At 65.0% G+C, this 25,399-nt stretch carries 18 protein-coding genes; 12 read left to right on the plus strand and 6 right to left on the minus strand.

From position 1 onward, the window contains the following. Window positions 1–48: 48 nt before the first annotated feature. The 4 genes from J0J06_RS12290 to J0J06_RS12305 all read left to right on the plus strand — a co-directional run bounded on the left by J0J06_RS12290 (window position 49) and on the right by J0J06_RS12305 (window position 6,382). Complete coding sequence (locus tag J0J06_RS12290; protein WP_294042317.1) at window positions 49–567, plus strand: DUF2141 domain-containing protein; 519 nt, start codon at window positions 49–51, stop codon at window positions 565–567. A 130-nt stretch (window positions 568–697) separates the two neighbouring features. After that, window positions 698–2,092: a M20/M25/M40 family metallo-hydrolase gene (locus J0J06_RS12295; protein ID WP_294042518.1), complete on the plus strand. Its 1,395-nt coding sequence runs from the start codon at window positions 698–700 to the stop codon at window positions 2,090–2,092. Between the two features lie 3 nt (window positions 2,093–2,095). Then, window positions 2,096–3,694 (plus strand): sulfotransferase, encoded by a 1,599-nt coding sequence (locus J0J06_RS12300; RefSeq protein WP_294042319.1) that lies wholly within the window; start codon window positions 2,096–2,098, stop codon window positions 3,692–3,694. 105 nt (window positions 3,695–3,799) lie between these two features. After that, on the plus strand, window positions 3,800–6,382 hold the full coding sequence (locus J0J06_RS12305; protein WP_294042322.1) for a TonB-dependent receptor: 2,583 nt from the start codon (window positions 3,800–3,802) through the stop codon (window positions 6,380–6,382). Window positions 6,383–6,554: 172 nt separating this feature from the next. Here J0J06_RS12305 and J0J06_RS12310 read toward each other — a convergent pair whose 3' ends face one another. Further along, a complete protein-coding gene (locus J0J06_RS12310; RefSeq protein ID WP_294042324.1) occupies window positions 6,555–9,155 on the minus strand; it encodes a TonB-dependent receptor in 2,601 nt (866 codons plus the stop codon). A 203-nt stretch (window positions 9,156–9,358) separates the two neighbouring features. On the opposite strand from J0J06_RS12310, the gene J0J06_RS12315 reads away from it, so the two are divergent. Continuing rightward, on the plus strand, window positions 9,359–10,597 hold the full coding sequence (locus tag J0J06_RS12315) for a histidine-type phosphatase (RefSeq protein ID WP_294042326.1): 1,239 nt from the start codon (window positions 9,359–9,361) through the stop codon (window positions 10,595–10,597). Here the strand turns inward: J0J06_RS12315 and J0J06_RS12320 are convergent. From J0J06_RS12320 to J0J06_RS12340, 5 genes are all read right to left on the minus strand, one after another. Next, window positions 10,562–11,044 (minus strand): hypothetical protein, encoded by a 483-nt coding sequence (locus J0J06_RS12320; protein ID WP_294042328.1) that lies wholly within the window; start codon window positions 11,042–11,044, stop codon window positions 10,562–10,564. The genes J0J06_RS12315 and J0J06_RS12320 overlap by 36 nt on opposite strands. Window positions 11,045–11,345: 301 nt before the next feature. After that, the gene (locus J0J06_RS12325) at window positions 11,346–12,866 is read right to left on the minus strand and encodes a SulP family inorganic anion transporter (protein WP_294042330.1); all 1,521 of its coding nucleotides are present in this window, start codon (window positions 12,864–12,866) and stop codon (window positions 11,346–11,348) included. Further along, window positions 12,863–13,558: a carbonic anhydrase gene (locus tag J0J06_RS12330; RefSeq protein ID WP_294042332.1), complete on the minus strand. Its 696-nt coding sequence runs from the start codon at window positions 13,556–13,558 to the stop codon at window positions 12,863–12,865. The genes J0J06_RS12325 and J0J06_RS12330 overlap by 4 nt, the downstream gene beginning before the upstream one ends. Window positions 13,559–13,643: 85 nt before the next feature. Then, window positions 13,644–14,969, minus strand: coding sequence for an ATP-binding protein (locus J0J06_RS12335; RefSeq protein ID WP_294042334.1), 1,326 nt, complete (start codon window positions 14,967–14,969; stop codon window positions 13,644–13,646). Continuing rightward, the gene (locus J0J06_RS12340) at window positions 14,966–15,676 is read right to left on the minus strand and encodes a response regulator transcription factor (RefSeq protein WP_294042520.1); all 711 of its coding nucleotides are present in this window, start codon (window positions 15,674–15,676) and stop codon (window positions 14,966–14,968) included. The genes J0J06_RS12335 and J0J06_RS12340 overlap by 4 nt, the downstream gene beginning before the upstream one ends. Before the next feature lie 181 nt (window positions 15,677–15,857). Between J0J06_RS12340 and J0J06_RS12345 the strand changes: the two genes are divergently transcribed. The 7 genes from J0J06_RS12345 (at window position 15,858) to treA (ending at window position 25,230) form a co-directional block, all read left to right on the plus strand. Next, window positions 15,858–16,139: a hypothetical protein gene (locus J0J06_RS12345; RefSeq protein ID WP_294042336.1), complete on the plus strand. Its 282-nt coding sequence runs from the start codon at window positions 15,858–15,860 to the stop codon at window positions 16,137–16,139. A 213-nt stretch (window positions 16,140–16,352) separates the two neighbouring features. Further along, window positions 16,353–17,327 (plus strand): LacI family DNA-binding transcriptional regulator, encoded by a 975-nt coding sequence (locus J0J06_RS12350; protein ID WP_294042338.1) that lies wholly within the window; start codon window positions 16,353–16,355, stop codon window positions 17,325–17,327. A 126-nt stretch (window positions 17,328–17,453) separates the two neighbouring features. After that, window positions 17,454–19,964, plus strand: a complete 2,511-nt coding sequence (locus J0J06_RS12355; protein WP_294042339.1) for a TonB-dependent receptor — start codon at window positions 17,454–17,456, stop codon at window positions 19,962–19,964. Between the two features lie 57 nt (window positions 19,965–20,021). Then, entirely contained in the window at window positions 20,022–21,440 is a 1,419-nt protein-coding gene (locus J0J06_RS12360) for a sulfatase (protein ID WP_294042341.1), read from the plus strand. Window positions 21,441–21,443: 3 nt separating this feature from the next. Further along, on the plus strand, window positions 21,444–22,472 hold the full coding sequence (locus J0J06_RS12365) for an alpha/beta hydrolase fold domain-containing protein (protein WP_294042343.1): 1,029 nt from the start codon (window positions 21,444–21,446) through the stop codon (window positions 22,470–22,472). Next, on the plus strand, window positions 22,469–23,704 hold the full coding sequence (locus J0J06_RS12370) for a sugar MFS transporter (protein WP_294042345.1): 1,236 nt from the start codon (window positions 22,469–22,471) through the stop codon (window positions 23,702–23,704). Before J0J06_RS12365 ends, J0J06_RS12370 begins: the two co-directional genes overlap by 4 nt. Further along, the gene (gene treA / locus J0J06_RS12375; RefSeq protein WP_294042347.1) at window positions 23,701–25,230 is read left to right on the plus strand and encodes an alpha,alpha-trehalase TreA; all 1,530 of its coding nucleotides are present in this window, start codon (window positions 23,701–23,703) and stop codon (window positions 25,228–25,230) included. The genes J0J06_RS12370 and treA overlap by 4 nt, the downstream gene beginning before the upstream one ends. Window positions 25,231–25,399 lie beyond the last annotated feature (169 nt).

Genomic DNA, 25,399 nt, shown 5'->3' on the forward strand with positions numbered 1-25,399 from the left:
CCTGCGCACCGTCTAGCTTAACAGACCCTTACCGCCCGGATTTCCCTTATGCGTTTCACGTTAGCCGCCCTCCCGCTCATCGTTTGCGGGGCCTTCACCGCGACCCCACTAGCGGCGGAGACGATCGGAGAGGATGCCGCGCTCTGCCGGGCGGGCCGCGGGCCGGCGGTCGAAGTCGATGTCCAGGGGTTGAAGGACCGCAAGGGCGAGTTGTGGCTCGAACTGTATCCGGCGACTGCGGCGGATTACCTCGCGCCCGACATGGATCTGGTCGCTGCCGGAAAGACGTTCCGGCGAACTCGCGCCATTGTGCCGGCGTCGGGCAATGTGGCGATCTGCATCCGCGTTCCGCGTCCGGGCCGCTACGCGTTGATGCTGCGGCACAATCGCGTCGGCCGCGACAAATTCTCGTTCTGGAGCGACGGCGCGGGCATACCCGCCAACCGCGTGTTGGGGCGCAGCAAGCCGACGGTCGACGAGGCCACGGTGACCGCCGGACCGGGAATTACCACCGTGAACATCAAGGTTCAGTATCTGCGCGGTTTCGGGTTCGCGCCGCTCAATTGACGGCGGCGCTGGGGGCTTGACCACGGCCACCTCGTGCCGGTCGAGTTTCGGCCGAACCGATAACCGTTCCTATCGCCTTGCGCGGAACGGATTGTTGCCCGACAACGCCGGCGTCGCGCGGGAGACGTTGATGAACAGATTGGGCTGGATCGCTGTAACGGGACTGATGATGGCGGCCGCGGCATCGGCGCAGGTTCGGTCCGCGCATCCAGTCGCCGACGCCGCGGCGCTGGATCTCGCCAAGCGGGCGATTGCGCTACGGTCGGTCGCGGGTCCGAGCAACAAGACGCCCGAGGTTGCCGCGTTGTTCAAGGCCGCGCTGGTAGCGGGCGGGTTCGCCGACAGCGATGTCGAGATCACGCGGGTCGATGATACCGCCTATCTGATCGGCACTTGGCCGGGCACCGATCCCACGCTGAAGCCGCTGGTCATTTCCGGCCACATGGACGTGGTCGAGGCCAAGCCGTCCGACTGGCAGCGCGATCCGTTCACGCCGGTGGTGGAGGATGGCTATCTCTACGGGCGTGGCGCCACCGACATGAAGCTGGACGGTGCGATCGCGATCGCCGCGCTGACCGAACTGCGCCGCCAGGGGTACAAGCCGCGCCGCACGATCATCATTGAATTTTCCGGTGACGAGGAAACGGTGATGAAGACGTCGGCGATCATCGCCGAACGGCTCAAGAATGCCGATCTCGTGCTCAATATCGACGGCGGCGGCGGCGTCCTCGACGAAGCGACCGGCAAGCCCGAATATTTTACCTGGCAGGGCGCCGAAAAGACCTATGCCGATTTCGAGATCACGATCACCAACCCCGGCGGGCATTCGTCGGCGCCGCGCCCCGTCAACGCCATCGTGCAACTATCGCGCGTGCTGGAGCGGATCGGCGCGTATCGTTTCAAGCCCGAGCTGAGCCCGCTGACTCGCGCCGCGCTGACCGCCGCCGCGCCGTATGAGGAGCCGGAGATCGGCAAGGCGATGCTGGCGTTCGTCGCCGATCCGACCGACGAACGGGCGATCGCGACGCTGGTTGCCAATCCCAGCACGGTCGGGCGGATCGGCACGACCTGCGTGGCGACGATGGTCAGCGCAGGACATGCGCTGAACGCGCTGCCGCAGAAAGCGGTCGCCAACATCAATTGCCGCATCTTCCCCGGCCACAAGCCCGCCGAGATCATGGCGGAGCTGCAACGCGTCGCGGCCGAACCGGCGGCGACGTTCAAGGACGTGACAGAAGGATCGGTGCCCAACGACGCCTCGCCGATGCGGCCGGACTTCATCGCCGCCGTCGAAAAGGCGATGCGGCGCATCTATCCGGGTGTCCCGGTCTTCCCGAGCCAGGCGTCGGGTGCGAGCGACAGCATGTGGTTCCGCTATCACAATGTGCCGAGCTATGGTGCCAGCCCGACCTTCCTCAAGGAATCCGACGACTTCAGCCACGGCCTCAATGAGCGCACGCCGGTGATGAACATCGCGCCGGGCATCACCTATTACCTGTCGCTGTTCGCCGATCTGTCGAAATAGAGCGTGGCGGCGGCGGGCATAGCGGCGAGCGGGCGCTATCCACCTCGGCTGGTCGAGGCGGCGCTGGCGCTCAACGACAACCGGCTGAGCGATGCCGAGCCGTTGCTGAAGCGGCATTTGCACGACGATCCCTTCGACGTCGCGGCGATGCGGATGCTGGCGGAACTGGCGGGGCGGATCGGGCGGTATCGCGATGCGGAAAACTTGCTGCGGCGCGCGGTCGAACTGTCGCCTGGGTTCACCGCAGCACGGTCGAACCTCGCCTTGGTGCTCTATCGCCTCAACCGTCCGGCGGAGGCGATCGCCGAACTGGACCGGGTGATCGCCGACGATCCCGACAATGTCGGCCATGCCAACCTTCAGGCCGCCGCCTATGGCCGGATCGGCGATTTCGACGAGGCGATCGCGCTCTACGACCGCGTACTGCGCGAAGCGCCCGACCAACCGCGCGTCTGGATGAGCTATGGCCATATGCTCAAGACGGTCGGGCGTCAGGCCGACGGTGTCGCCGCCTATCGCCGCGCGATCGACCTAATGCCGGCGCTTGGTGAGGCATGGTGGAGCCTCGCCAACCTGAAAACTGTCCGCTTCGACGACGCGGACATCGCCGCGATGGAGGCCGCGCTCGCGGAACCCGGCATTTCCGACGAGGATCGCTTCCACCTCGATTTCGCTTTGGGCAAGGCGTTCGAGGATCGGCAGCAGCCCGAGCCGGCCTTTCGTCACTATGCCGCGGGCAATGCGCTCCGCAGGACGCGGCAGTCCTACGACGCCGACGAGACCGAGCGGTTCGTCGATCGCAGCATCGCCTTGTTCTCCGCCGATTTCCTCGCGGCCGGCGCCGGCCTCGGCTGTAGCGCGCCAGACCCGATCTTCATCCTCGGCATGCCGCGCGCCGGATCGACGCTGATCGAACAGATCCTCGCCAGTCACAGCCTGGTCGAGGGGACGACCGAATTGCCCGACATCCCAGCCCTCGCGCGGCGCGAGGACAATTATCCCGAGGCGGTCGGTCATTTCACCGCCGACAAGCTCAGGTCGATGGGCGAGGAATATCTGCGGCGCGCGCGGATCCAGCGTCGCACCGACCGGCAGTTCTTCATCGACAAATTGCCCAACAACTGGGCGCATCTGCCGTTCATCCACCTGATCCTGCCCAATGCGAAGATCATCGACGCGCGGCGGCACCCGCTCGGCTGTTGTTTCTCCAATTTCAAACAGCATTTCGCGCGCGGTCAGGCGTTCAGTTACGACTTGACTGACATGGGCCGTTACTATCGCGACTATGTCCGGTTGATGGCGCATGTCGATAGCGTGCTGCCAGGCCGCGTTCATCGCGTGATCTACGAGGAAATGGTGGACGATCCGGAGCGCGAGACGCGCGCGCTGCTCGCCTATTGCGGGCTGGACTTCGAACCGGCCTGCCTGTCGTTTCACGAGACCGAGCGCGCTGTGCGGACGGCGAGTTCCGAACAGGTCCGCCAGCCGATCTTCCGCGACGGGACGGAAGCATGGAAGCCGTTCGCCGAATGGCTCGGCCCGCTTGAGGCGGCGCTGGGCGACGTGCTGTCCGCTTATCCCGCGGCGCCTGCTGCGTTGTAAAAGGGCAACGGCCTGACACTTTTGTTACGTAAACCATGCCGCCCGCTTGACGCTTGCTGCACCCGCGAACAGTCTGACGTCGCAAAATAATAAGGGGCTCTTGCGATGTCGCTTTCCGTTCGTCGTGCCGGTTTCGCCGCCTTGCTCGCCTCCGCTGCGTTCGTCGCCATGCCCGCGATGGCGCAGGACGCGCCGCCGGCCGCGGCCCCCGACGCGTCGGCTGGTCCCGACGACATCGTCATCACCGCGACCAAGCGGTCGGAAAGCCTGCAGAACGTGCCGATTTCGGTCTCCGTGCTGACGACGAAGAAGCTCGACGACCTCAACATCACCAACTTCTCGCAATATGCCCTGATGCTGCCGTCGGTGTCGTTCCAGGCGCTGGGCGGCACGCCGGGCACCAACGTGATCTACATGCGCGGCGTCGCGTCGGGCGGCGACGGCAACCATTCGGGGACGTTGCCGTCGGTCGGCGTCTATCTCGACGAACAGCCGGTGACGACGATCGGCGGCAATCTCGACGTCCATATCTATGACATCGCCCGGATCGAGAGCCTGTCGGGGCCGCAGGGCACGCTGTACGGTGCGTCCTCCGAAGCCGGCACGATCCGCATCATCACCAACAAGCCGGACCTGTCGGGCACCTACGGCCGCATCGACCTGGAAGGGAACAAGGTCAGCAAGGGCGGATACGGTGGCAAGGCGGAGGGGATGATCAACATCCCGCTGACGGCGAACATCGCGTTCCGCGCGGTCGGCTATTACGAGCGTGACGCCGGGTTTATCGACAATGTCCCCGGCACGCGCACCTTCGACGTATCGGCGGCGCTCGCCCCGCTCGCGCCGGGTTATACCGGGACCATCACCAACACGGCCTTCGTGAAGAAGAACTATAACGACACGGAGATCGCCGGTGGGCGCGCCGCGCTGAAGATCGACCTGAACGACAGTTGGACGGTCACGCCCAGCTTCATGTACCAGGACACGCGCAGCCACGGCGCCTATGGCTACGACCCGAGCGTCGGCGACCTCAAGGTCCAGCATTTCTTCCCCGAATTCCGTCGCGACCGCTTCTGGCAGGCGGGGCTGACGATCGAAGGCAAGCTGGGCAATTGGGACCTGACCTATGCGGGTGCCTATCTCGACCGCAAGGATTACCAGTCGAGCGACTATACCGACTATGCCGAGGCGTACGACAATCTCTATTCGTCGGTCGGCGGCATTGCGGGCTATTTCTATTTCCAAAACGCGGCCGGCCTGACGATCGATCCGCGGCAAAAGGTGATCGGCACCGATCACTTCAGGAAGATGAGCCAGGAATTCCGCGTCGCCTCGCCATCGACCGACCGGTTCCGCATCGTCGCCGGCGCGTTCTATCAGCGTCAGTCGAACGAGATCCACCAGGACTATCAAGTCGCCGGCCTGGCCCCGTTGCTGTCGGTCAACGGTTCGCCCGGCACGCTGTGGCTGACTCAGCAACGCCGCGTCGACAGGGACTATGCGATGTTCGGCGAAGCGAGCTTCGACGTGACGCCGACGCTGACCCTAACCGCGGGCGGCCGCGCCTTCATCTACGACAATACGTTGATCGGGTTCTTCGGGTTCGGGCGTAACCCGGCATTCGATCAGGTGAACGGCGGGCCGCCGCCCAACGCGGCCTATTCGACCCGGACCGGCGTGGCGGGGTGCTTCACGACGAGCGGCACTCGCTTGCGCGCTGCCCAGCTGGCGGGTCAGGCCGACACGACCCTGCTGCCCGCGGCGGTCGCGGGGAGTCCCTGTACGAACCTCGCCATCTATTCAGGCGGCAAGCTGTTGCCCGTGAAGGCCAGCGGCGAGGGTGTCACGTATCGCTTCAACCTGTCGTGGAAACCGATTTCGGGCGTGCTGGCCTATGCCACCTGGTCACGCGGTTTCCGGCCTGGCGGTATCAATCGCCGCAACGACATCCCGCCTTATGCCGCCGACTTCCTGACCAATTACGAAGCGGGGCTGAAGACCACCTGGCTGGGCGGCAAGCTGAGGTTCAACGCCGCCGTCTATCGACAGGACTGGAAGAAATTCCAGTTCGCGTTCCTCGGCGCGAACAGCTTCACCGAAATCCACAACGGGCCGAACGCGCGGATCTGGGGCGCGGAGTTCGACAGTTCGCTGACGCTGGGTGGGCTGAACCTAACCGCTTCCGGTTCCTATACAGACGCCAAGACGACCCGGAATCTGTGCCTGTTCGACGATCCCAGCTTTACCTGCACGCTGCCGAGTCCGGATGGCATTCCTAACATGGTCTCGGCCCCCAAGGGCACGCGATTGCCGATTACGCCGCGCGTGAAGCTCAACGGGTCGGCGCGCTATACCGTGCCGGTGGGTGGAGTGAAGGTCTATGGTCAGGGCGTCGTGTCCTACCAGAGTTCGGCGGCGTCCGACATCCGCACCGCCGTCTACGAGACGTTCAGCGGCAACGTCATCAACCCAGCAGCGCAGTTCGGCCGGCTGAAATCGTTCACGACCGCCGATTTCGCGCTGGGTGCGGAGTTCAGCCGCTTCACCTTCGAAGTGTTCCTGCAGAACGCCTTCGACACGCGCGGCCAATTGTCGCGGTTCGTGGCGTGCGGCAGTTGCGGCCAGCGGCCCTATATCGTGCCGATCACGCCGCAGACGATGGGCGTGCGACTCGGAGCCAAATTCTAGGCTCGAACTGGTCGAGGTGAGTGCGGCAAACTGCTTCAGGCTCCGGGGGAGACTGAAAGTGAGTGACCTCGACCGGCTGCCATGGCGGTGTTCAAGCGCATGATGGAAGCACTCTCCACCATCGCACGTGCCACCGCCGTCATCTTCTGGCTCTGATGAGTGAGTCCTGACCCTAGAACTTCACCTGCACCCCGGCCTTGATCAGACGGCCGTATTGCTCCCGTTCGACCAGGAAGCTCTTGCTGCCGATGAACCGGCGCCACGGCGCGTTGTTGAGGTTGGAACCCTCGACATAGACCTCGACCGCCTTCTTGATCGTGATCCCGATACGCGCATCGAGCTGGCCGTTGAAGTCGGTGTATTGGTCGCTCGCGGCACTGGTCCCGATTGTGTCGAGATATTTCGACCGGAATGAATAGGCGACGCGGCCCGAGATGCCGTATTTCTCGTAGGTCAGCTGGACCGAGCCGATATTGTTCGACTGGAAGAACAGCGGAAACTCGCCGGTGCGCCCCGGCAGCCCCGATCCGTGTCCGCCGACGATCGTGTAGTTGGCCGACACGCCCAGCCCGCCTAGCGGTCCCGGCAGGAAATCGAGCGTATATTGCAGGTTGAACTCAATGCCCTTGATCGTCGCCTTGTCGGCGTTGACGGGCTGCGTCACGAATGCGGTCGCGAAGGTCTGGCCGGCATAGGTGACGTTGGTGACCGTCGCTCCCTGCGTGTAGATCGGGTTGTCGATTTCCTTGAGGAAAAGTCCGACCGAAACGATGCCGCGCTTGCCCAGATAATATTCCGCGGTCGCGTCGAAATTGACCGCCTTGTATGGCTGGATCGCGGTGTTGCCCAGCGTGATCGCGGTCGGGCTGGCGGTGGCGTCGACCGATACGAACGGGGTGAGATCGGGATAGTTCGGCCGGCCCATCGATGTCGTGATCGCGCCACGCAGGATCAGATCCTTGGTCGCCTCGAACTTCAAATTGATCCCGGGGAAGGCGTAGGTGTACGAGCGGCTGCCGACGCTGTTGAACCCCTGTGTCGGCGTCGAGGTGGCGGTGATCAGCTTGCCGAGCGCGTAATCCTCGGTCCGTTCGATACGGACACCCGGAATGATGGTCAGCCCGCCGACCTTGATCGTCGCCATCGCATATCCGGCGATGATCTTTTCGGTCACGTCATAGTCGTTGACCAGGCTGTTGTTGCGCGTCGATTGCAGGTTCGACGCGCTTTGCGACAATACAGCTGGGTTGGCCGCTATATAGGCCTGTGCGCGATCGTAATCGATGCGCGGCCCGAACACGAACCGATCGCCGTAGAAGCTGGTGTCGCCGATATAGGACGCGTTACCCGCGGTGAACGTCTGGCCGCTGGCCAGCCCGTATTGCTGATAGTTGCGATCGTTGGTCTTGCGGCGGTGAAGGTATTTTGCGCCGACCTTGATCGACGATCCGTCGCCGACCGGGATCGGCAGCGTGAAGTCGGCACGGATCTGCCATAGATCTTCCTGCGCGCGGCGCTTGTCGTAATTGACGCTGTTGAGCGAATAGGCCGTGGTGAACGCCGGCGACACCGTGAAGGTGTAGGGCGATGTCGATATGTCATACGTACCCGTTACCGAATTGGCGCCGGTCGCGCTGCCGCGGAAATTGAATTCGCTGCGCAGATTGTCGATCTTGACCGCGCTGGCATAGGCGCCCGCGACGTCGAGTTGCGCGCCGCCATCGAACTTGAACGAGCCGCCGCCCGACACCGACTTGGTATTGTCATCCTCGATCCGGCGACGGATCAGGATCGACGGACGGCCGCGGAACGAATTGGCGTTGGCGGGCGCGGTGGTGAACCCGCACGTGGTGCCGCCCGAATAATAGCAAAGGCTGTCGACGCGATTTTGATCGCGGAATTCGTTGTCCGAATATTTCGAATAGGTGCCGCGCAGGAACAGCTTGATCGCGTCTGTTGGGCGATAGTCGAGGTTGAGCACGAAGCCGGTGCGCTTGCGGACCAGATTATAGTCGCGCAGGCCGAACTGGTCGGGGCGCCCTGCACTGTCGAACGTGGTGCTGCCCTGGAAATTTTCCGATTCGATCGGGCGATACGAATAGCTTGCCGACGCGACGATGCCGAAATCGCCGACCCGGCCGCCAACTTGCGCGTCGGCCGCATAGGGGCTTTTGCCGTTGAGCTTGTACCAGCCATATTCGCCGCGCGCGCTGGCGAAGAAGGTCTTGGCGCGGTCGAACGCCGACAGCGTGCGGATGTCGACCGCACCGCCGATCGCGTTGGCGTCCTGGTCGGGCGTGAGCGACTTCGAAATCGTCACGACGGCGATCAACGACGAGGGAATATCGTCGAGCTTGACCTGACGGCCATCGGGTTCGGGGGCGGGCTGGGTCTGGCCGTTGACGGTGACGTTGACCAGATTCGGATTGACGCCGCGGATAATGACGTAGCGGCCTTCGCCCTGGTCGTTCGCGACCGACAGGCCGGGGAGGCGGCGGACCGCTTCGGCGACGTTCTGGTCGGGCAGCTTGCCGACATCGTCGGCCACCAACGACTCGCTTACGGCGTCCGATGATTTTTTCAGCTCGACGGCGGCGCGTTCAGCGGCGCGGCGGCCGGTGATGACGATGTCGCCGACGGTGCCCTCGGCATCTTGCAAGGCCGCGCTCGGCGCGGTCGAGGCATCCTGCGCGACCGCCGGCTGTGCGCACACCACCGCGAACGCAATGACGCTGGCGCCGGCCAAGCCGCGGCCACGAAAAGTAATAGTCATCGATTTTCCCCCGAGGGGGGCATTCACCCCCCAACCCCATCTCCGGCCGACTCCGGTCTGGGTTGATCGGCGCCTAGCCCCGCTCAATGACGCTTAGGTGACGGAAACTTTGCAGTATCTTGACGGCATTCGCGGACGTACGCGCCGTCATAAAATTGTCGTCGGGCGCTCGCATGCAGAGAGATCAGCCGGGGGAAATACGCATGAAGATCGCCGTTGCCATCGCCTTGTTGGCCGCCACTGCAGCCGGGACGATCGCCACTGCTAGACAGCCGCGCGCAAATGCTGCCGCACCTGCGCTTAAGCTCGAGCGCGTCGTGATGATGATGCGCCATGGCATCAGACCGCCGACCAAGGCGATGCCGGTCGCCAAGCGCTATTCCGCCGAAGGCTGGCCGAGCTGGACGGTCGATTACGGCCTGCTAACTGACCGCGGCGCGTCGGGCGTCAAGCTGTTGGGCGAGGCCGACCGCGCTTATTACTCGTCACGCGGACTGTTCGGCCCCGGTTGCCCCGCGCCCGGCGTCGTGTCGCTCCAGGCGAGCGGCAAGTCGCGCGCGATCCGCACCGCGGAAAATTGGCGCGACGGCTTCATGCCAGGCTGCACGGCAGAGGTCGCGCACCCGACCGAAGATGGTCCGGATCCGATCTTCCACGGTCTCGACGACAAGCCGGCCGGGTTCGACAGCCAGCGCGCTTATCGGGAAGCGCTGAAGCTTGCGCCGGGCGGCAATGTCGAAGCGGACGTAAAGGCGTATCGCGGCGACCTGGAACTGCTCGCCAAGGTGCTCAACTGTCCCGTGCTTTGCCCGCTCCTGACCGAGCCAAACAAGCTTGTCGTGGTCGATCGCGACCGCCCTGAACTCGACGGTCCCGTCGATGTCGGATCGACCGCCAGCCAGACCTTTCTGCTCGAATATCTCGAAGGCATGCCAATGAAGGACGTCGGCTGGGGCCGCGTAACGCGCCCGCAGATCGAACAGCTGCTGCGCTTCCATCCGCTCAAGTTCAAATATTCGAACCGGCCTGATTATGTCGCGCGCGCCGCTGCCGCGCCGCTGATCAGCGCGATGCTCGACGCGATGGAGCAGCCGGGAGCGACCAAGCTGGCGCTGTTCGCGGGCCATGATACCAACATCGCCGACCTGGGTGCTTTCCTGAAGGTGCACTGGAAAGTGCCGAGCTACCCCGCCGACGACGTGCCGCCGGGCAGCGCCCTGGGGTTCGAGGTGCTGAAGGACGCGAAGGGCACGCGCTACGTCCGCGCCTTCTACCGCGCGCAGACGATGGACCAACTCCGCGAGCAGCGCCCGCTGACCGGGAAGGAGGGGCCATATCGCCAGTACTTGCCGATCCCCGGCTGCGGCAATTCCAAAGCCGCGACCGCTTGCCGGCTCGACATGTTCTCAGCCTGGGTAAAGGCGCGGCGGATTCAATATTGACGCTCGATAGGGATGCGCTGCGATACCGGTCGTGTCGGTGGCGCACCTCCCGGACCCTGTCGTACTGGGTCCGTCAACGCTTACTTCCTCGGCATTGGCCTTGGCCGAATTGCCGATCGCGGTCGCACCGGACTTGCTGCCCGTCGTCGGATTGGCGCTCGATCCCTGGCCGATCGCGACCGAATTTGTCGCGCCGCCGGTGCCGCCCGTCGTGGCGCCGGTGCCGGCCGTGGTCGATCCACTTGCGGGAGCCATGCCCCCGCCAACGCTCTGCGCCATCGCCGCGCCCGGCATCGCGATCAGGCCGATCGCCGACAGCGCCGGGACTACGAGGCGAAGGCGGTTGGCGGCTGGCCGCTGAGCTTGTTGAGCGGCGTCGGGCAAAAACGGCATTGCCGTCGACGACAGCAGCGAGCGGGCACATACGCGAAAGGTCTTGAACATCATAAGCCTCACATGTCGCGGACCCGATCGGCCCGGCGAGTGCGGCATGGTTAATGTTGTCTGTCTTTCCTCTAAGTTGACACCCGGTAACATGGTGTAACGCACGGTTTTGCGTGCTTTCGCGCTGGTCGCGACCCTGTTCCTCCCGCGTGAATATGTCGTGCGGGAAGCACCCGAAGGGCTTGGCTACACTATAATTTAGGTACGGAAGGTGGGCAATGAAGCCGCGGGTTAGTTCGCACTTCCAGCCCTTAAGCGAACCCAACGGGCCTCGGGAGCTTGTAGCTCGCCGAGGCCCGCGCTCCTAGGCCGCCAATCGGGCCAGCGGACCGGATCCGCCCAGCACGGTGACTTGGTTGTCGCTCGATCGGCGCCGCGCTAGCCAGTCGCGCATCAGTTCCGCGCAGGTGTGATCGACCGTGGCCAGTTGCGTGCCGTCGAGTACTACCGGCTTGCCCGCCGGTGCGCGGTCGAGCACGTCGCTGAGCTTGGGCAACTGCACGAAGGTCGCTGCCCCCGACAGTCGGATCGCGACGCCGTGATCGCCCTCGTCCTGTTCGACGCCGAGCTTGAGGCGCCGGAAATGCGGAATGACTTCGATCAGCGACAGGCCGATCCCGACCAGCACGCCGGTCAGCAAGTCCTCGGCCACGACGACGATCAACGTCGCCGCCCAGATCACGGCGGGAAGGACGCCGTGATGCTGGAACAGTTCGCGCACATGGCTGAGATTGACCAGCTTCCAGCCTGTCACCACCAGCACCGCGCCGAGCGTCGCCATCGGGATCTCGCGTAGCAGCCACGGCAGCAGCGCGACGAATCCCAGAATCCAGACGCCGTGGAGCATCGCCGACAGCCGCGTCACCGCGCCCGCCTGCACGTTGGCCGAGCTGCGCACGATCACGCCGGTCATCGGCAGCGCGCCCGCCGCGCCGCACAACAGGTTGCCGACGCCCTGTGCGCGGAGTTCCTTGTTGTAATCGGTGCGCACGCCGTCGTGCATCTTGTCGACCGCGGCGGCCGACAGCAGCGTCTCCGCGCTGGCGATGAACGCGATGGCGAGCGCCGAAAGCAGGATCGACGGATCGAGCCACTTCGCGAAGATCGACGCGTCGGGCAAGGCGACCGCGCTTGCGATCGATTCCGGCACGTTCACGCGCGTCACGTCGAGCCCGGCGAAATAGGCGACCAGGGTCGCCGCGACGACGCCGAGCAATGCGCTTGGCACGAGCTTGAGTGAGGCGGGACGGAATTTGTCCCATGCGATCATGATCCCGATCGTCAGCACCGCCAGCGCCAGCGCGAGTTCTGTCGCGGTGACATTGGCGGGATCGAGGCCGAGCAAGCGGCCGGGCATCGCGGTCAGGTTATCGAGCCCGCTCGACAGCGGCTTGGCGTCGAACAGGACGTGGAACTGGCCGACGACGATCAGCACGCCGATGCCCGCGAGCATGCCGTGCACCACGGCGGGGGAGATCGCGCGGAACCAGCCGCCCAATCTGAAGATGCCGGCCGCGACCTGAATCGCGCCGGCCAGGATCAGGATCGGCCCCAGCGCCGACAGGCCCTGATCGCGGATCAGCTCGAACACGATCACCGCGAGACCGGCGGCAGGGCCACTGACTTGCAGCGGTGAGCCGGCCAGCGCACCGACGACGATGCCGCCGATGATGCCAGTGATCAGACCCTTTTCGGGCGGTACGCCGGATGCGATGGCGATGCCCATACAGAGCGGCATCGCGACCAGGAAAACGACGATCGACGCGGTGAAATCGCGCGCGAGGAAGCCGCCAGCGGGCTTGGCCGCGTTGGTGGCGGTGCTCATTCCGCGGCCTCCATCATCGGCTCGTCCATCGCCAGCCGCTGCCCCGCGGGGAGCGCGACGGGCAGTGGGCGGTCGTCGCGGATCGGCAGGAAGCGCCCGCTCACGCCGTCGAGGCCGAGCACCTGACCGGCGTGGATGTCGACGAACCAGCCGTGCAGCGAAATCTCGCCACGCGCGATCCCGGCCGCGACCGACGGATGGGTGCGCAGGTGCGCGAGCTGGACAACGACGTTCTCCAGGCTTGCCGCGCGGACCTTGTCCTTGTTGTCGAGCGGGCCGTAGCCCGCCTTCACGACGGATTCGGCGGCGTGGCTGTGGCGCAGCCAGGCGGCGACGTTGGGCATCCCCTCCAGCATTTCGGGATTCATCAGCGCCTTCATCGCGCCGCAGTCGGAATGACCGCAGACGATGATGTCGCGCACGCCGAGCGCGGCGACGGCATATTCGACGGTCGACGACACGCCGCCATTCTGCGTCGCGAACGGCGGGACGATGTTGCCGGCGTTCCGGCAGACGAACAGGTCGCCGGGGTCGGCCTGCATGATCAGCTCGGGGACGACACGGCTGTCGGCGCAGGAGATCATCAACGCCTTGGGGCTCTGTCCATGCGCCGCCAGCTTGGCATACAGGTCGTTGCGGCTGGGGAAGACCCGCTTCTCGAAATCGAATACACGCCCGATCAGGTCGTTCACGATACATGCTCCTCGTCAGTATGAGCCGAGAAGGTAGCGACCTAGATTTTCTGCAGTGCAGCAGAAACGTAAGGAAATGTTGCCGTCACCGGCGGGGCAGGGTGATCCGTGCGCTGAGGCCTCCCGACGGGGCGGTGTCGAGCGTGAACCGGCCATTATGGGTGGCGACGGCCCGCTGAACGATCGCCAGGCCCAGCCCGAAGCCTTGCGTATCGCGACCGCGAGCCGGATCGAGTCGAACGAACGGTTCCAGCGCACGCGCGCGATCGTCGGGCGCGATCCCGGGCCCGTCGTCCTCGACCGCGATGGTCACGGTTTCGGGGGTGGCGTCCAGCCGGACATCGACGCGATCGCCATAATGGAGCGCGTTGTCGATCAGGTTGGTCAGCGCCCGTTTGAGCACGACATAGCGCACGGTGAGCTCGCAATGATCCGGCCCATGATATGTCGCTTGTCCGCCACGATCGCGAACATCGTCAACCAGGGTTGCGCACATGACGGCCAGATCGGTTGATGCGGGCGTTTCTGCATCGGCTTCGTCCTCGCCGGCGAGATAGGCGAGCAGCGAGGTCACCATCTGGCCCATTTCGACGACGTCGTGCTGGATGGAATGGCGCAAGTCGTCGTCGGCGATCGCGTCGGCGCGCAAGCGCAGGCGAGCAAGCGGGGTGCGGAAATCATGGCCGACCGCCGCCAGTGCCTGGGTGCGATCGGCGATCAGGCGGTGGATACGCGCCTGCATCGCATTAAACGCGACCACCACGTCGCGCACCTCGCCCGGCCCGCGCTCGGGCACCGGCTCGATCGCGACCGCGCCGTGCCCGACGCGATCGGCGGCGCGCGCCAGGTCGCGCATCGGGCGGAGCGTCTGCCGCAACAGCAACCCGCCGATCAGGATCAGCGCGACCGCCGGGGTCAGCGCAAGCAGGATGCGGCTGAACGCCAGGTCGAGCGCCGCGACGGGCTGGCGCGTGCGGAACGTGATCCAACTCCCGTCGGTCAGCTTCAAGGCGCCCGCAATGAACCCGTCGCGTCCCGGCGACGTCAAGGACACGCGCAGATCGCGCTGAGCAAGGTCGGGTTCCCAATCGACGATCTGCCGCGCCAGCTTGTCCAGCGACGGCGACACTGCGGGCGGCCTGGGCAAGGTGGCGCGCCAGGCGATCGCGTAGCGCGCTGTGGTCAGTTCGGCGGCTTCATCCGGCCGGTCCGCCGGCTTCTGCTCCTCGATCAGCTTGCTGGCGATCAGCAGGTGCTCGGCCAGCCGATGCGCTTCGTCCTGCCGGACCGAAAACTGGCTGGCGCGTTCGTAGAGAAAAGTGCTTGCGCCATATTCGACGAGCACTGCGAGCAGCAGGATGGCGAAAACCCGGCCGATCAGGCCGAGCGCGAAGTGCGGTGCCCGGCTCAACTGCGCTCCACGGGCGTATTGAGCATATAGCCGACCCCGCGCACGGTGATGATCGGCGCCGGGTTGCCGGTGCTGGACAGTTTGCGGCGCAACCGGCTGATCAGCACATCGACGCTGCGGTCGGAGCTGTCGCCGAGCCGCGTGCGGGAAAGTTCGATCAGCCGTTCGCGCGCGATCACGCGCTGCGCATTGTCGCACAGACTGACGAGCAGGTCGAACTCGGCACCCGTCAGGTCGACCAGGGCGCCGGTCGGAGACTTCAGCTCGCGGCGCGGCAGGTTGACCGTCCAGCGGTTGAACGTCAGTTCGCCTTTCTCGCGATCGGCGGGCGCGCGTTCCATCGCATGGCGGCGCAACACCGCGCGCACTCGTGCGACGAGTTCGCGCGTCCCGAACGGCTTGACGAGATAATCGTCGGCGCCGAGTTCGAGGCCTACGACACGATCGGTTTCGCTGCCCTTGGCGGAAATGAAGATGATCGGCACGTCGCTGATCCGCCGGAGTTCGCGGCACAGGTCGATCCCGCTGGTCCCCGGCAGCATGATGTCGAGCAGGACCAGATCGACCGGCCCCTGCTCGAACGCGCGCCACATTTCGGGCGCGCTGGCGGCCGGGCGGACCGCATAACCATTTTCCTGCAGCGCGCGCGCGGTCAGCGTGCGAAGCGGCGGATCGTCCTCGACGAGAATGATGTTGGGCGTCGTCATCGCGGTGCGAGCTAGGCCCGGCATGCCGAGGCCTCAAGCCCGCAGTGCCGGTCCAGCAACGATTTGTCACAATCATACGGCCAAGTAGCGACTCGTTCTCGCAATCTTTCGTTACACAACCGCAAGGCTCGTCCTGCCGTGTTGGGATAGCGCCATCGGCTTTCCATCAAGGAGCCGATCCGTGAAATTCGTCCCGATCCTCGCCGCCATCGCAGTGACCTTTCCTATGGCCGCCAATGCCCAGTCCCTCGCTGACACGCACGAGCTGGTCTGGGCACCGTCCGGCAAAACGCCGGCCGCCACTTATCGGATGCGCGACAAGCCGGTCTGCGCGACGGGATCAAGCCATCACCGCGCCGGGAAGGGTCAGTTCATGCCGAAGGCGCCGTGCGCGGCCGCTACGATCGCCAAGGCCCCGGTGGACGCGGAAAGCGCGTCAAAGCCGGAATATGCGACCAAATGATCGTGTCTTTAATGCTAATCGCGGGAGCATGGGAGTTGGACCGAGCGCCAAAGCCTCGAGATAGTGCTGACTGACTGACGGGAAGTCGTTTCCGGACGGTCGAGGTTAGTTCGACACCCGGCGCGTGCCGCAGCACCTTTGCGTAATCCTCCCGCTTTCAGCTAGACCGGCCGCATGGCGAACTCAGTTCCTCCCGCGGTCGATCGAGTTACCTTGGCGGACGTCGCGACGGTCGCGGGCGTTTCCAAGATTACGGTGTCCCGTGCATTGCGGGGCAGCGAACTGGTCAAACCGGCCGTTCGAAAGCGTATCAGCGAAGTGGCCGCCCAGATGGGCTACCGCGTCAATCTGGCGGCGCGCGACCTGCGGCTGAAGCGTCGCATGCGAATCGCGGTGGTAGTCGATATGAAGGCGAGCGACGACCGCCCGTTATACGATCCCTATCCGCTCGCGCTGCTGGGCGGAATCATGCAGGAATGCGCAGCCGCCGGCTTCGCGGTCGTGCTGACCACCAGCGACCCCAAGATGAATGCCGAGGCGATGGACACGAGTGGCGTCATCGTGCTTGGCCAGGGCGCGGAGCACGAGACGGTGAGGGCGCTGGCCGGACTTAACCTGCCGCTTGCCGTATGGGGGGCGGACGACGGCGTGGAAAACGAAATCGGCGCCGCGGTCGTCGGCAGCGACAACCGCCAGGGCGGGATACTGGCGGCGCAGCATCTTCAGCACCGCGGCTGCAAGCGTCTGGTGTTCCTCGGCGATACCCACCACGCCGAACTGGCTGATCGCGTCCACGGCTTTCGCGCCGGGATTCAGGCCGGAACCGAAATCGTGGCGACGCAAAGCGCCGATTTCACTCGCGAAGCGGGGCGCCGCGCGATGCGGGAGGTGATCGAGGCCGGGATTTCCTTTGACGGCGTGTTCGCGGGAAGCGATCTGGTTGCGTTGGGCGCGATCGATGCCCTGCGCGAGGCGGGCGGCGCCCTTCGCCCCAATATCGCGATCGTCGGCTATGACGACACGCCGGCGGCGGCCGCCCATGCGCCGCGGCTCACCACCATCCGTCAGGATTGGACCGAGGGCGGCAGGCTGCTGGCCCGCACCTTGTTTGCGCGCCTGAGTCCCGATCGGTTCGCAGCGCCGCGTTCGCGAATCCTGCCCGTACAGCTTGTCGAAAGAGAGACTTAATGGGAAAATGACATCGATAACATTTTTCGATTGTTATCGATGTCATTTGGCGATATTTCCCGCTTCAACCGCTCGGTCACGCCTGTCACCAGAACAGTCGGGCCGGCATCGCAAGGAGGGGATGTTATGAAATCGCGACTGTTCCTGCTGGCATCCACGGCCGCAATGGCGACGGCGATGCCTGCCTTCGCCAACGACAAGGCCGACGGGGGAAAGACGCCGCAAACCAACGCCCAGGACAATGTCGGTGCGGCCGCCGCCGTCCCCGCGACGTCGGCTGACACGGGAGACGGGCAGGACGATATTGTCGTGACCGGCACCGCCATGTCGAGCGGCCTGAAGCGGCTCGACGCCGGTTTCTCGATCACCACGGTCGATGCCCAGACGATCCAGCGCACGACGCCGCTCAGCACCGCCGATGTGCTGAAGACCGTTCCCGGCACCTATATCGAATCGTCGGGCGGCGTGGCCGGTCTGCGTGTCGGCGTTCGTGGTTTCCCGATGAACGGGGGTGGTCAGTTTTCCACGGTCCAGCTCGACGGCGCCACGCTGTTTCCGCCGAATACCCTGGGCTTTATCGAGAGTTTCAGCCTGTTTCGCGTCGATGACACGGTCGAGCGGGTCGAGGTGCTGCGGGGTGGTCCCAGCCCGATCTTCTCCGCGGGCCAGCCGGGCATCACGCTGAATTTCATCCAGCGAACCGGGAAGGACGTTCCCGCGGGCAGCGCGCGCGTGACGGTCGGCGCCGAAGGTCTCTATCGCTTCGACGGCTTTGTCGGCGGCAAGATCGGTGAAGGCTGGTATGCGACGATCGGCGGTTTCTATCGAGTCAGCGACGGCGTCCGCAACCCGCAATATCGCGCCGATGACGGCGGTCAGATCAGCGCCACTCTGACGCGACGCTTCGACGACGGCCAGGTCACGGTCTGGGGCCGGCGGGTGAAGGACTCCAACATCTTCTTCTCCGGCGCGCCGTTATTGTCGTCGGCCGACGGCAAGCTCAGCGTCTATCCCTATTTCGACCAGCGCAAGGATACGCTGGCCGGTGAGGACACCCGGCTGCTCACGTTCGAAACCACGCCCGGCTCGACCCCCGGCACGATCAGTCGCGACTTTTCCGACGGCCGCACCATCGATCTGACGCAGTTCGGCGGCAGTTTCGATTTCACGCCCGGTGAATGGCGGATCAGCGACCGCATCGGCTATCTATCCGGCACCGCCAATACGCGGGCGATCTTCACCAGCGCCGTCCCGACCACCTTGAGCGCCTATATCGCCGGCCGCATCTCGGCGGTGAACGCGACGCCGGCGATCGTCACCGCTGGGGGCCTTGCAACCGCCGGAACGGCCCGCTTCAGCACATCGGGCACGGTGATCACCGATGGCAATCAACCCGTCATCGTCGCCGGCTTCTGGTCGGTCGACAAGCATATCAAGACGTTCAGCAACGACCTGCGCATCAGCCGCCAGTTCGGCAACCACAGCCTGACGCTGGGGTCGTATCTGGCGACCCACGCGATCACCGACTTGTGGTACCAGGGCAATAACGCCCTGCTGGCGTTCGAGAACAATGCGCGGCGAATCGACCTGGTGCTGAACAACGGCGCCCAGATCACCAAGAACGGCTTCACCGGCTTCGCGACCAACAATTTCAGCGACAGCTTCAACGGCACCAATATCGCCGGGTTCCTGGCCGACGAATGGAAGATCAGCGACACGCTGCGGGTGGATGCCGGCATCCGCGTCGAGCATTACAAGGTGAGCGGCAGCGTCGGATTGGCGTCGAACGTCAACCTGGATGGCAACGTCCTTACCGTCTACAATAACAGCGTGTCGGTGCTGAACGGCCAGACGCGCAGCTACGAATATTCGGGGACGCAATTATCCTATACCGCTGGCGCGAACTATTACCTGACGCCGCGGCTGACGACGTTCGTGCGGATCAATTCCGGGTTCCGCTTCCCCACGTTCGATGAAATCTTTGGCGGCTTCCGCACCGTCCAGAAGATCAAGCAGTATGAACTGGGGTTCAAGACGTCGCAGCGTTTCCTCGATGCGTCGCTGACCTTCTTCCGCAACGACTTTGTCGGCCAGACCTATTCGCAACAGATCGTCGATCCGGTGACGAACGCAATCACCACGGTCATCGCGGTGGCGGGATCGCGAACCTGGGGCGCCGAACTGGAAGGATCGCTCCGCCCGCTCGAAAACCTTTCGATCGACTTCAACGCGACGGCGTTCCGCGCGCGGTTCCGCGACATCAGCGCGGGCGTCGCGAGCGGCGTGCAGAACGGGTACAAGGTACCGCGCCAGCCCGATTTCCAGGCGCGGATCGGCCCCGCTTACACCATTCCGTTCAGCGGCGGGTCGGCGACCTTGTTCGGCGCCTACACGCATGTCGGGTCGCGTTTCTCCGACATCCAGAACCTGCAGCTGCTGCCGGCCTATGACACGTTCGATCTGGGCGCGTCGGTCAAGGTCGGCCGGATCGAGTTCCAGGTGACCGCGAACAATTTGACCAACACGCTGGCCCTGACCGAAGGCAATGCCCGCATCATCGGTACGACCGGCGGATCGGTGATCGCGCGCTCCAATTTCGGGCGCTCGTTCCAGGCGACGGCGGTCTACCGGTTCTGATACCTCCCCTGGCGCGGGGCTAGTCCCCGCGCTTTTTTTCACGACACGGAGGCAGGCATGAAACGCAGGCATTTTCTCGGTGCGGCGACTGGCGCGGCGCTGGGCCTGGCGCCTGCCACGCGCGCGCTGTCGGCCGGCATCGACCGGGCAAAGCGGCGCAACGTCCTCCTCATCGTGAGCGACGATCAGGGGATGGATCTCGGATGTCTCGGCGTCGCGGTTCAAACGCCCAATCTCGACGCCCTTGCGCAGCAGGGCACCCGGTTCGATCAGGCCTATGCGGCCGTGTCGTCGTGCAGCTCGAGCCGCGCGGTGGTGTACACGGGACTCTATACGCACCAGAACGGCATGTACGGCCTGGCCCATGACGCCCATAATCAGGGGCTGCGCGACGGCATCGAAACCCTGCCCTACTGGCTGAAGAAGGCTGGCTATGCCACCGCTCTGGTCGGCAAGAAGCACGTCAAGCCCGAAGGCGCCTTTCCCTATGACGCGGAACTGGCGCCCGAACGCGCCGGGATTCGCGACGTGGCCTTGTTGTCGGACGCGGTCGAACTGTTCCTGCGCGGCATCGGCGATGCGCCGTTCTTCGTCACGGTCGGCTTCAGCGACCCCCACCGCGCGCCAGTAAACTTCGGCAACAACCAGCCCTGGCCGCGGGTCAAGGACGTGCGGTACGATCCGGCCAAGGTGACGGTGCCGTCGCACTTGCCCGACCTGCCGGCGGTGCGCGGCGATCTGGCGCAATATTACGAATCGCTCAGCCGGCTCGATGACGGGGTGGGCATGATCCGCGCGGCGATCGAACGGTGCGGCCGCGCCGACGACACGCTGATCGTTTTCCTCAGCGACAATGGCCGCCCCTTTCCGGGCGCCAAGACTAACCTCTACGACCCCGGTCTCCACTTGCCGTTGATCGTGCATGCACCGGGCTTGCGCGGCGGCGCGACCAGCGACGCGATGGTCAGCTGGATCGACATCGCGCCAACCATTCTGGAATGGACCGGCGCCGCTGGTCCCGCTTACCCGCTGCCTGGGCGGTCGGTGCTGCCGTTGCTCGGCGAACGCGGCAAGCCGGGTTGGGACATGGTCTTCGCCAGCCACGAATTCCACGAAATCGACCAATATTATCCAATGCGCGCGATCCGTACCCGAACCCGCAGCTATATCGAGAACCTGGCGTGGCAATTGCCGTATCCGATCGCCGGCGACGTGGCGGGATCGGACAGCTGGAAGGCGATCGCCGCCGATCCCCGGACCCGCATCGGCAAGCGCACCCAGGCCGCATACCGAAACAGGCCGGCGCGCGAATTCTACGATCTCGAGCGGGATCCCGACGAAGTGGTCAATCTGGGGTCGGGCCGGGCGCGCGCGGCTGAGCGCGATGCCCTGGCGGCGAAGCTTACAGCTTTTCGCAAAGCAACCGGCGACCCCTGGACCGAAGGCCTGGCCGCCACCGGCAAGGCCGAGGGCTGACGGATGTCGCTGGGGAGGCGTGGCAAGCGGCTGTTCGTAATCGGTATGCTGCTCGCGGCCCCGGCCGGGGCGCAAGTGAGCAATTCCTCGTCGCTGCCGCCCTCGAACCAGTTGAGCGCGGCTGCGCTCGTCGTGCTCGATCGGATGCGCGCCGCCACGGCGCCCGACGCGATCAAGGGCGACATCACGCGGCAACGCGCCTTCTACCAGAAGTATAACGACGACCGGCTGGCCGAGATGCGCCGACACTTCGCGACACGCGAGCGGCGTGAGACGATCAACGGCGTCACGGTCGATACGGTCGAACCGGTGGCGGGCGTCTCCCGCGCAAATGCTCGCCGCGTGCTCATCAACGTGCATGGTGGCGCGTTCATGTGGGGATCGGGCAGCGGTGCGCTGGTCGAAGCCATTCCCGTCGCCGCGACGATGCGGATACGCGTCGTCACGGTCGATTACCGCCTGGCCCCCGAACACCGTTATCCGGCCGCGTCGGAAGATGTCGCCGCCGTGTATCGCGCCCTGCTGAAACGCTATGCGGCCGCCAATATCGGTATCTATGGCTGTTCGGCCGGCGGCGTCATCACCGCGCAGACGACCGCGTGGATCCGCCGTGAGGGTCTGCCCCGGCCGGGTGCGATCGGCACGTTCTGCGGCACCGGCGCGCCCTATTCCGGCGACAGTCCCTATCTTGCCGGTACGGCTCCCCCCGGATCGCGCCTGCCCGATACCGTGCCAAGCCTCTATATGTCCGGCGTTCCGGCGAGCGACGCCGCCGCCTATCCGCTGAGCAATGACGCCGAAATCAGGGCGATGCCGCCGACCCTGGTGCTGGCGGGCGGGCGCGACTTTGCGGTGAGCGCGTTGACGCTGGCGCATCGCCGGCTCGCCGCCGCCGGCGTGCCGTCCGAACTCTACCTGTTCGACGGCCTGCCGCACGCCTTCTTCGTGTGGTCCGACATGCCCGAATCGAACGAAGCCTATCGCCTGATCGCGCGCTTCTTCGAACGCTATCTCGGCAACGGCGCCCGATGAACCGGACGCGCATCATCGTCGCGCTGGCGCTGACCTACGCCGTGCTCGGCATTCTGATGAACAGCGTCGGCGCGGTTATCCTGCAATCGATCCGCCATTTCGACGCGACCAAGCCGATGGGATCGACGCTGGAAGCGTGCAAGGACCTGTCGGTCGTCGCCGCGTCGTTCGCGCTGGCGACGCGGATTCCATCGATCGGTTATCGCCGGTCGCTGATCGGCGTCATGGCCGTGATGGGTGTCGCGTGCGTGGCGGCGTCGTTCGCCGATCGCTTCCTGGCGATGCAGGCCTTGTTCGTCGTCACGGGATTGAGTTTCGGCGTCGCCAAGGTCGCGACCTACGCCACGATCGGACTGCTGGCGCGCGATCCCGCCGACCATGCCAGCGTCACCGGCGTCATAGAGGGCGTGTTCATGATCGGCTTGCTCGCCGGGGTATGGCTGTTCGGCTGGTTCGTCGGCGGCGATCATTCCGCCCGGGACTGGCTGCATGTCTATTGGGTGATCGCTGCGGCATGTGGGGTGCTCGTCATGGCGTGGCTGGGCACGCCGCTCGACGAGAGCGCGGCGGTTGCGCCCGATACGCCCAAGGCGGACTGGAGCGATATGGCGCGGCTTGCCGTCCTGCCGGCGACGGTCGCGGTGCTGGTCGGCCTGTTCCTCTATGTCCTGATCGAACAGGGGATCGGCACGTGGCTGCCGACCTTCAACAACCAGGTTCTGCACCTGCCGCCGGCGATGAGCGTCCAGATGTCGAGCATCTTCGTCGGATCGCTGGCGGTCGGGCGGCTGGCGTCGGGGCTGGCGCTGCGCCGGTTCGACTGGCTGGCGGTGTTGCTCGCCTGTCTGGCGGGTATCGCGCTGATGATCCTCGTCTCCCTGCCGCTGGCGGCGGGCGCCGGGCATGGTGCGATTGCCGGATGGCGCGATGCGCCGCTCGCCGCCTATCTCTTCCCGTTGCTCGGCATCTTCCTCGCGCCGATTTACCCGACCCTCTGTTCGATAGCACTCAGTAACCTCCCCCGCCCCCGCCACGCCGCGATGATGGGGTTGATTGTCATCTTCTCGGCGCTCGGCGGGACGCTTGGCTCGTTCTTGACCGGGTTGCTGTTTCAGAAAGTCGCCGGGGCGTTCGCCTTTTACGCCACCCTGTTGCCGGTCGCGCTGATCGCCATGGCATTGCCGATCATCAGACGCCGGCAGCGAGCGATGCAGGTCGGTGCGACAGCATGAGCCTGTCCGTGTCGCCGCCTCCTTCGGAATTGTACGCCGAGCTGTTTTCCCAAGTGCAGGAAGCAGCGTTGTTTGCGGATTCGAAGACCTTCGCCGACGCTGATCCCCGCCGTGATCCCGCCGCCATCCTAGCGGACTGGCACCGTGATCCGCCCCGCGATCCGGCGGCAATGCGAGCCTTTGTCCACGCCAATTTCCTGTTGCCGGGCCCCGACAATGCGGTTCCCCTAAATTGGCAACCGCTGACCCAACACATCTCGGCGTTGTGGCCGATGCTGACCCGCGAACCGCAGCAGCCTCCGCCAGGGTCCTCGTTGTTGCCGTTGCCGCGCCCGCATGTGGTCCCCGGCGGAAGGTTCCGCGAACTATATTATTGGGACAGCTACTTCACTATGCTGGGCCTCGCGCGATCGGGGCGGCAGGATCTGGTCGAGGATATGGTCGTCAACTTCGGCAGCCTGCTCGACCGTTTCGACCGGATACCCAACGGGACGCGCAACTATTATCTCGGGCGTTCGCATCCCCCCGTTTTCTACCTCATTGCAAGCCTGTCACAGGATCAGTCGGTCGATGCGCGCCGGCGACGGCTGCGTTGGATGATGGCGGAACATCGTTTCTGGATGGCATGCGCAGGTGACCTCGCGCCGGGCAATGAAGCTGGCCGCGTCGTGCGACTTGCCGACGGCGCGTTGCTCAACCGCTATTGGGACGACCACACTGCCCCGCGCGACGAATCCTGGCGCGAGGACATAGCCCTGGCCAGGGAAACGCCTGGCAGGGTGGCGGCAGAGTTATGGCGCGACTTGCGCGCCGCGGCCGAAAGCGGGTGGGATTTCAGTTCGCGCTGGTTGGGCGACCGACGGTCGTTGGGTACGATCCGCACCACGCGGCTGCTGCCCGTCGATTTGAACGCGCTGCTTTACGGTCTTGAAGATATGGTGGCCCGGGAGGCGGACACGCTCGGCGACCCGCAAACCGCGACGCTGTTTGCGACGTATGCCGCGGCGAGGCGGCGGGCTATCGCATCGCATCTGTGGAACGCGGGGTCGGGCTTTTATGCCGATTTCGATCTTGATGTCGCCGCGCCCAGCGATCAGCCGACGGCGGCAATGGTTTTCCCCTTGTTCACCGGGGCGGCGGAGCCAGGACGGGCGTCAAGCACTGCAACGGCGCTGGCGGCGCTGGTCGGGCAGGGAGGGCTGCTGACGACACTCGATCGCACAGGTCAGCAATGGGATGCGCCGAACGGCTGGGCGCCGTTGCAGTGGATCGCCGTGAAAGGCCTGGAAAACTATGGAGAACAGGCGCTGGCCGACCAGATAGCGCTGCGCTGGCTTACGACTGTGGGCGACCATTATCGGGAAGCCGGCCGGCTTCTGGAGAAATACGATGTGGAAAAGGGAGGCGCCGGCGGTGGCGGTGAGTATGCGTCGCAGACCGGATTCGGCTGGACCAATGGCGTGACACTCGAGTTGCTGGCGCGATCTGCCATGTCAGATCCAGGGACTGATCACTGCTCGCTGTGATTACAGCATAACACCGAGATGATGTTCGCGGGCTACGTGATTGCGGGCACCGTGGCTGCGCAACCCGTCGCCCGAGGTGATCCGCGTTGTGGCGCATCCAGTCTGACAAGGCTGGCAGACTTGTAACGGTAGAGACCGGCGCACTACTGAAGGGGGGTGGTGATTGCGC

Origin of the sequence: Sphingomonas sp. (genome assembly GCF_017304615.1) — a bacterium.
Taxonomy (GTDB): Bacteria; Pseudomonadota; Alphaproteobacteria; order Sphingomonadales; family Sphingomonadaceae; genus Sphingomonas.